This is a genomic window from Salipiger mangrovisoli (assembly GCF_015223355.1).
GTDB lineage: Bacteria > Pseudomonadota > Alphaproteobacteria > Rhodobacterales > Rhodobacteraceae > Salipiger > Salipiger mangrovisoli.
Genome location: NZ_JADFFK010000057.1, coordinates 1 through 7,497, shown reverse-complemented (window position 1 = coordinate 7,497; position 7,497 = coordinate 1). Strand labels below are relative to the sequence as shown.

Annotated in this window: 7 protein-coding genes; 5 read left to right on the top strand and 2 right to left on the bottom strand. The window is 67.3% G+C overall.

Annotated elements, in window-relative coordinates:
* Nucleotides 1–91 precede the first annotated feature (91 nt).
* Genes IQ782_RS29015 through IQ782_RS29000 form a run of 4 tightly spaced genes read left to right on the top strand, consistent with a single transcriptional unit; the run spans nt 92 to nt 3,607 of the window.
* Entirely contained in the window at nt 92–1,117 is a 1,026-nt protein-coding gene (locus IQ782_RS29015) for an ABC transporter permease (RefSeq protein ID WP_095880837.1), read from the top strand.
* Complete coding sequence (locus IQ782_RS29010; protein WP_176476474.1) at nt 1,114–2,016, top strand: ABC transporter permease; 903 nt, start codon at nt 1,114–1,116, stop codon at nt 2,014–2,016. Before IQ782_RS29015 ends, IQ782_RS29010 begins: the two co-directional genes overlap by 4 nt.
* A 5-nt stretch (nt 2,017–2,021) precedes the next feature.
* A complete protein-coding gene (locus IQ782_RS29005) occupies nt 2,022–2,864 on the top strand; it encodes an ABC transporter ATP-binding protein (RefSeq protein ID WP_194138144.1) in 843 nt (280 codons plus the stop codon).
* On the top strand, nt 2,861–3,607 hold the full coding sequence (locus IQ782_RS29000; protein ID WP_194138143.1) for an ABC transporter ATP-binding protein: 747 nt from the start codon (nt 2,861–2,863) through the stop codon (nt 3,605–3,607). The genes IQ782_RS29005 and IQ782_RS29000 overlap by 4 nt, the downstream gene beginning before the upstream one ends.
* A gap of 188 nt (nt 3,608–3,795) precedes the next feature.
* Here the strand turns inward: IQ782_RS29000 and IQ782_RS28995 are convergent, their stop codons facing one another.
* Nucleotides 3,796–5,385 carry an ABC transporter substrate-binding protein gene (locus IQ782_RS28995; RefSeq protein WP_194138142.1) on the bottom strand — a complete coding sequence of 530 codons (1,590 nt, stop codon included), beginning with the start codon at nt 5,383–5,385 and terminating at the stop codon, nt 3,796–3,798.
* Between the two features lie 37 nt (nt 5,386–5,422).
* Complete coding sequence (locus IQ782_RS28990; protein WP_194138141.1) at nt 5,423–6,571, bottom strand: enolase C-terminal domain-like protein; 1,149 nt, start codon at nt 6,569–6,571, stop codon at nt 5,423–5,425.
* 213 nt (nt 6,572–6,784) lie between these two features.
* On the opposite strand from IQ782_RS28990, the gene IQ782_RS28985 reads away from it, so the two are divergent.
* Nucleotides 6,785–7,497, top strand: a 713-nt coding sequence (locus IQ782_RS28985; protein ID WP_194138140.1) for a FadR/GntR family transcriptional regulator, incomplete at its 3' end; no start/stop codon positions are given.

Sequence of the window (7,497 nt, the reverse complement as noted above, 5' to 3'; positions counted from 1 at the left end):
TCCTTGACAAGTGCCATCCTGTATAACAGGTTTGTCGCACATCATGAGGGCGCCGCGCGCCCCTGTGCCGGATCAGGGAGGAAGAGCTGGCATGACCTATGACACCCGCCGCCGATGGGCGGCGCTGGCCGGGCAGGGGGGATCCATCCTCGTCACGCTTTTCGGCCTGCTCATCCTGACCTTCGTGATCGGTCGCATCATGCCCACCGATCCGGTCCGCGCCATCGTCGGCGAAGACGCGACCCGAGAGGTCTACGAGACCGTCTATCGTCAGCTCGGGCTCGACCGGCCGATGTGGGAGCAATTCTTCGTCTACCTGCGCGACGTGGCCAGCTTCGATTTCGGCACCTCGATCCGCACCGGCCAGCCGGTGCTTCAGGACATCGTGCACGTGCTGCCCGCGACCATCGAGCTGGCGACCTTTGCCATTCTCTTCGGCGCCGGGGTCGGCATCCCGCTCGGCGTGCTCGCGGCGGTCAAGAAGGACCGCTGGCAGGACCAGCTGATCCGCATCTTCAGCCTGATGGGCCACTCGATGCCGATCTTCTGGACCGGGATGATCGGGCTGCTGATCTTCTACGCCGCGCTCGGCTGGGTCGGCGGCTCGGGGAGGATGAGCCAGTTCTACATCGGCCTCGTGCCCGAGAGGACCAACTTCCTGCTGATCGACAGCGCGCTTGCCGGCGAATGGGAGGTGTTCCGCTCGGCGCTCAACCACATCGTGCTGCCCGCCTCGCTGCTCGGCTACTCGTCTTCGGCCTATATCACCCGCATGACCCGCAGCTTCATGCTCGACCAGCTCGGGCAGGAATATGTGACCACCGCGCGGGTCAAGGGTCTGAGCCGCCGCCAGACCGTCTGGCGCCATGCCTTCGGCAATATCCGCGTGCAGCTGGTGACCATCGTCGCGCTGGCCTACGGCGCGCTTCTGGAAGGCGCGGTGCTGATCGAGACGGTCTTCGCCTGGCCCGGCTTCGGTCAGTACCTGACCTCCAACCTGCTGATCGGCGACATGAACGCGGTGATGACCTGCGTTCTGATCGTGGGGGTGATCTTCATCGCGCTGAACATCCTGTCCGACCTGCTGTACCGCATCTTCGACCCGAGGACCCGATGACCATGTCCGAGACCACGCCCGCGGCCGAGACGCGCCGTCGGAGGCCGCAATCGCTGATCGCCGCCGGGAACATCCTGCGCTTCCTTGCCAAGACCCCCACTTCGGCCTTCGGGCTGCTGGTGCTGGCGGTGCTGATCCTGACTGCGCTCTTCGCGCCGCTCATTGCCACGCATGATCCCTACCTGCAGGACCTGACCAACACGCTGGCACCGCCGGACAGCGCGCATCTCTTCGGCACCGACGAGCTGGGGCGCGATATCTTCTCGCGGCTCGTGCACGGATCGCGCATCACCCTGACGATCATCTTCCTGGTGACCATCGTCGTCGGCCCGCTGGGGCTGCTGGTGGGGACCGTGGCGGGCTACTTCGGCGGCAAGACCGACGTGGCGTTGATGCGGGTCACCGACATCTTCCTGTCCTTCCCGTCGCTGATCCTGTCGCTGGCCTTCGTCGCGGCACTGGGGCCGAGTCTCAACAACGCGATCATCGCCATCTCGCTCACCGCCTGGCCGCCGATCGCGCGCCTTGCGCGGGCCGAGACGATGACCTTCCGCAGCGCCGACTACATCGCGGCGGCTCGGCTGCAGGGCGCGAGCCCGGCGCGGATCATCTGGAAGAGCATCGTGCCGATGTGCCTGCCCTCGGTGCTGATCCGGCTGACGCTGAACATGGCGACGGTGATCCTGACGGCGGCGGGGCTCGGGTTTCTCGGCCTCGGGGCGCAGCCGCCGATGCCGGAATGGGGCGCGATGATCGCCACGGGGCGGCGCTACATGATCGACAGCTGGTGGCTGGTCACCTTCCCCGGTCTCGCGATCCTGTCGGTCAGCCTTGCGTTCAACCTGCTCGGCGACGGGCTGCGCGATGCGCTCGACCCGAAACAGATGATGAAGAGGTGACGGCCATGACCAGCGATCCCATTCTCGATGTGCAGGGCCTGTCGCTGCGCTACCCCGGCGCGGCGGAGCCGGCGGTGCGCGGCGTCAGCTTCACCCTCGGGCGCGAGCGGCTCGGCATCGTCGGCGAGAGCGGCTCGGGCAAGTCCACCGTCGGCCGCGCGATCATGAAGCTGCTGCCCGACGCCGAGATGTCCGCGGAGCGGATGCGCTTCGAGGGGGTCGACCTGCTGCGTGCCTCCGAGGCGCAGATGCTGAAGCTGCGCGGCGCGCGCATGTCGATGATCCTGCAGGACCCCAAGTACTCGCTGAACCCGATCCGCCGCTGCGGCGATCAGGTGGCCGAGGCCTACCGCACGCACGTGCGCTGCTCGAAACGCGCGGCGCACGACAAGGCGGTGGCGATGCTGGCGGCGGTGCAGATCCGCGATCCCGAGCGGGTCTACGGGCTTTACCCGCACGAGGTCTCGGGCGGCATGGGCCAGCGCATCATGATCGCGATGATGCTGCTCACCGATCCGGACCTTGTCATCGCAGACGAGCCGACCTCGGCGCTCGACGTCACGGTGCGGCTGCAGGTGCTGAAGATCCTCGACGACCTGGTCAAGGAGCGCGGCATCGGGCTGATCATGATCAGCCACGATCTCAACCTCGTGCGCAACTTCTGCGACCGGGTGCTGATCATGTACGCGGGCCGGGTGGTCGAGACGCTGGACGCGCGCGACCTCGACCGCGCCACCCACCCCTACACGCGCGGCCTGCTGGCCGCGCAGCCGCGCATCGGCGGGCCCCGCGCGCCGCTGCCGGTGCTTCAGCGTGACCCGTCCTGGACCATGGAGGCCCCAGCATGAAACCGCTCCGCATAGAGAAGATGTCGATCCGCTTCGGGGCGGTGACGATCCTGCCCGAGGTGAGCTTCGAGGTGGCACCGGGCGAGTGCTTCGGCCTGGTCGGCGAGAGCGGCTCGGGCAAGTCGACCGTGCTGCGCTGCGCCTCGATGCTGCTGGGCACATGGAGCGGTGATGCGAAGGTCGGGGACCGCTCGGTGCGCGAGATGGATCTCATGGAGCGCTGCCGGACCTTGCAGATGGTGTTCCAGGATCCCTATGGCTCGCTGCACCCGCGCCACTCGGTGCGCACCACGCTGTCGGAGCCGCTGAAGATCCACCGCCTTGGCGACACCGAAGAGCGGCTGGCGCAGGCGATGCGCGACGTTGGCTTGCCGGTGGAATTCCTCGACCGCTACCCGCACCAGCTTTCGGGCGGGCAACGGCAGCGCGTGGCGATCGCCCGCGCGCTGATCCTCGAGCCCGAGGTTCTGCTGCTCGACGAGCCGACCTCGGCGCTCGACGTGTCGGTGCAGGCCGAGATCCTGAACCTGCTGGTCCGGCTGCGCGAGGAGAAGGGGTTCACCTGCGTGATGGTCAGCCACGATCTGGCGGTGATCGATCACATGTGCGACCGCTTCGCGGTGATGAAGGCGGGGGATATCGTCGAGGTGCTGCCGCGCGAGGCGATCCTCGATGGCTCGGCCCGGCACCCCTACGCGCAGGAGCTGATCGCGGCGAGCCTGGCCTACGAGGGCGCGGCGTAAGGGTCATTCGGGACCGGGATGGCGACCCCTTCCTGCCGGGCGGCAGGGAGGGGTTTTCATGTGCGCCAGCAGGGGAGTGGGCGGCGCCGCCCGGCGGCAACGGCGCGCCGCGGTCCGGGCAAGCGCCAGTGCACATGAAAAGGCGCACCCCGCGGGATGCGCCCTGTTGTCGTCCGCTGTGGCCGGGGTCAGCGCGACTTCACCACGTCCTCGAAGCGCGACACCCAGGGGTCGATCACCACCCCCGAGACATCGTCCTGGAAGGCCGCCGTCACCACCCGCTCCGAGAAGGGCTGGATCGAGGTCACCTTCTGGTCGATCAGCTCCTGGATCTCCTGGTACTGGGCGATCTGCGCGTCGGCGTCTCTCTCGACCAGCGCGCTTTCGATCAGCCCGTTCAGCTCGGCATCCTGGTAGGACGTGCGCCAGCTCTGGTAGTTGGTCAGCCCCGCCTCCTGGCTGTTGTCGGGGTTGTAGACCAGCGCGCGCAGGTTGCTGTCGGGGTGCGGCTGCTGGCCGCCGCCGCCGCGCCCGACCAGAAGCTCGAACTGCCGGTCGCGCATCGCGCCGTAGATCTGCCCGCCGTCGCCGGTGATGATCTCGGCCTTGATCCCCGCCTGCGCCAGCGTGCCCTGGATCGCCGTGGCGCTGTCGAGGAATTCCTGCGTCGAGATCACCCGCAGCGTGGTGTCGAACCCGTCCGGATATCCGGCCTCGGCCAGCAGCGCCTTGGCCTTCTCCACGTCCAGCGCGTAGCCCGGATCGGGCAGGGCGCCAAAGGCGGTGGAGTTGATCACCCGCTGCCGCTCGACCCCGAAGTAGGGCATGATCGCGCCGTTGATGCCCTTGTAGTCGATCAGGTAGCGCAGCGCCTCGCGCACCTTGGGATCGGCGAATTTCTCGTCCGCGACGGAGGCGGCGAGGTAATAGAACCCGGCGCTGGCCTCGGTCTCGACGGTGATCTTCTCGTCCGCCTCGAGCGCCCGCAGGTCGGGCGCGGCAAGGCTGAAGCCGACGTCGATGTCACCCTGCTGCAGCCCGAGCCGCTGGCTCTGGCTTTCCGGCAGGTGGCGCATCAGCACCCGCTTCATCGCCGGGGACTCGCCCCAGAAGCCGTCGTTGCGGGTCAGGATCACGTATTCATTGGCGCGCCACTGGCCCAGCGTGAAGGCCCCCGAGCCCGCGGAGTTGTTGGTCAGCCAGCCCTGGCCGTGATCGTCGCCGGCGTGCTCCTCGACCAGTTTGCTGTCGAGGATCGAGCCGATGCCGGCCTGCGAGATGTACATCAGGATCATCTTGGGGTCGCCCGGCTCGGGCATCACCATGCGGAAGGTGTGATCGTCCACCACCTGGAACTGCTCGTCGAGCCGCTCGGCGGTGAAGCCGCGCGAATTGAGCCCCGAGGATTGCGACTGGCCCAGGGTCATGACCCGGTCGAAGCTGTATTTCACGTCCGCCGCCGTCACCGGGTTGCCCGAAGCAAAGGTGGCATCCGGGCGCAGGTGGAAGGTGATGCTGAGGTTGTCCTCGCCGACCTCCCAGCTTTCCGCGAGGCGCGGCATCAGTGCCTTGGTCTCGGGGTCGAGCTCGACCAGCGCGTCGTAGACGTTATTGAGCACCTGCACCGCCTCGCCGCCGGTGATCGCGGCGGGGTCCATGGTCAGCACGTTGGTCATGGTGAAGGCGACGATCAGCTGGTCGTCCGGCGTCTCGGCGAGCAGAGGGCTCGCCCCCGCCAGCAGCGCCGAAAGCGCGACGCCCGTCAGGAAATGTCTCATAGGTTCTCCTCCCAAAGCTCTAGAGACCCGCGCCGGTTCAGCAGACGCGGTTGTTTTCGATGAGGTCGAAATTGATGTCTTCGCCCAGACCGGGGCGGTCCGGGACATGGACATAGCCGTCGCGGTCCATCGGGTCGGACAGCGCATTGAGGTAGTCGAGTCCGTCGTCGTATTCTAGGAACGGGTGCAAGAGGCCGCGCTCGTACCACTTGCAATTCTTCGTGGCGGCGACGACATGCAGGTTCATCGCGGTATTGCCATGCACCTCGCACTCCATGCCGAAAGCCTCGGCCAGGTGCATGGTCTTCAGCGCCGGGGTGATGCCGCCGACGTCGTTGACCCCGGTGCGCAGGATGTCGCAGGCCCCCGAGGCGATCCACTCGGCGCGGTGCCAGTGCTTGCCAGCGGCGCTCTCCGGGCCGACCACGGGAATGTCGAGGTTCTCGGAGAGCCAGCGGTAGGAGGACATGGACTGCTCGTCCATCGGCTCCTCGATCCAGGCAAAGCCCAGCTTTTCCAGCCCGCGGCCCAGTTCCAGCGCCTCGCTGCGCTTGTACCAGTGGAAGGCGTCGATCATCAGCGCGATTTCGGGGCCGACCGCCTCGCGCACGGCGGCGCAGGCCTTCAGGTCCATCTTCACGTCCGGCGCCCAGCTGACCGGGGGCATCCAGGTGTGCAGCTTGATGCCCTTGTAGCCGCGCGCCACCAGCGTCTCGGCGAAGCGGCCGTAATCCTCGGGCGTGGCGAGCCCGCCCTCGATCTCGTCGCCGCACATGATCGAGCCATAGGCCAGCACCTTGTCGCGGTAGCCGCCGATCAGCTTGTAGACCGGCTGGTTCAGCGTACGACCCGCGAGGTCCCAGAGCGCGCAATCGATCACCGCGAGCGCCCTGTCGGTGAGCTGCGCCGCCGAGCCGCGCTGCCAATGCGCCAGATCCTGCCACAGCCGCTCGCGGTCGCGGTGGTCCTGCCCGATCAGCACCTTCTTGACGAACTTCTCGATCACATGCGGCCGCGCCACCTCGGGCGGGCAGAAGGAATGCCCTTCGACCCCGTCCTCGCTGCGGATGCTGACGATGGCCTGTTGCACCTCGTGCTCGGGGCCGGGATGGGCGTGGCCCGCGCTGTCGGAATGGCGGCGGGTCTTGTGCCGGAACACGCGCACGGACACGTCGGTGATGATCACGGGTGGTCTCCTCCTCTCCGCGCTGCCACAAAGCCTCGCGGCAAATCTGTATAACAGGAACGTATGACACATCGCGACGCGCGGTCAACGAGTTTTGCGGTCTCTTTGCCTCGACTGCCGATAACGCGCGGCGAAGTGGATTGTTTTCTCTGGTGTATACGGCCGAGAACCGGCTATCCTTCCTGTTGTACAGAAATCCGCAGGTGCAACGACATGACCGACGGGACCACGCTATTTTCGCCGACAGGCCAGGCGCCGGATGCTAACCCGGCGCGCACGCGGGCCGAGACGATCGCCGCAGGTTTGCGCCGTGAGATCGAGACCGGACGGTTTCGCCCCGGCGACCGGCTGCCCAGCGAATCCGAGCTGACCCGCACCCATTCGGTCAGCCGAACCGTGGTGCGCGAGGCGCTCGGCCTGCTGCGCTCGGAAGGGTTGGTCGAGGCCCGCAAGGGCTCGGGGGTCTTCGCGCTCGATCCGGCGCAGGCGCGGCGGGCGCAGCCCTTCGCCGATCTCGACATGGAGCGGCTTTCAGGGGTGATCGAGCTCTTCGAGCTGCGCTCGGCCTTCGAGATCCGTGCTGCGGGCCTTGCCGCGACGCGCCGCTCGGCGCAACAGATCGAGGCGATCCTCAAGGCCAATGCCGCGGTCTCGGCCGCCTTCGAGCAGGGCGGCAACACCCGCGAGGCGGATTTCGCCTTCCACTACGCGATTGCGCAGGCGACGCAGAACAAGCGGTTTCCAGAGTTCCTTGCGCTGATCCGTCCGGGCATCGTGCCGCGGGTCGAACTGGAGGCGGGCAAGGGCGGCACGCCGCGCGCCTACACGCCGAACCCCGATCTCGTGCAGGAGCACGCAGGTATCGTCGATGCGATCATCGACGGCGATGCGGCGCGTGCCGAGGCAGCGATGAAGGCGCATCTCGA

Excerpts from the sequence above, each read along its gene's own strand:
- IQ782_RS29015 (WP_095880837.1), top strand. The coding sequence starts at position 92 with ATGACCTATGACACCCGCCGCCGATGGGCGGCGCTGGCCGGGCAGGGG.
- IQ782_RS29010 (WP_176476474.1), top strand. The coding sequence starts at position 1,114 with ATGACCATGTCCGAGACCACGCCCGCGGCCGAGACGCGCCGTCGGAGG.
- IQ782_RS29005 (WP_194138144.1), top strand. The coding sequence starts at position 2,022 with ATGACCAGCGATCCCATTCTCGATGTGCAGGGCCTGTCGCTGCGCTAC.
- IQ782_RS29000 (WP_194138143.1), top strand. The coding sequence starts at position 2,861 with ATGAAACCGCTCCGCATAGAGAAGATGTCGATCCGCTTCGGGGCGGTG.
- IQ782_RS28995 (WP_194138142.1), bottom strand. The coding sequence starts at position 5,385 with ATGAGACATTTCCTGACGGGCGTCGCGCTTTCGGCGCTGCTGGCGGGG.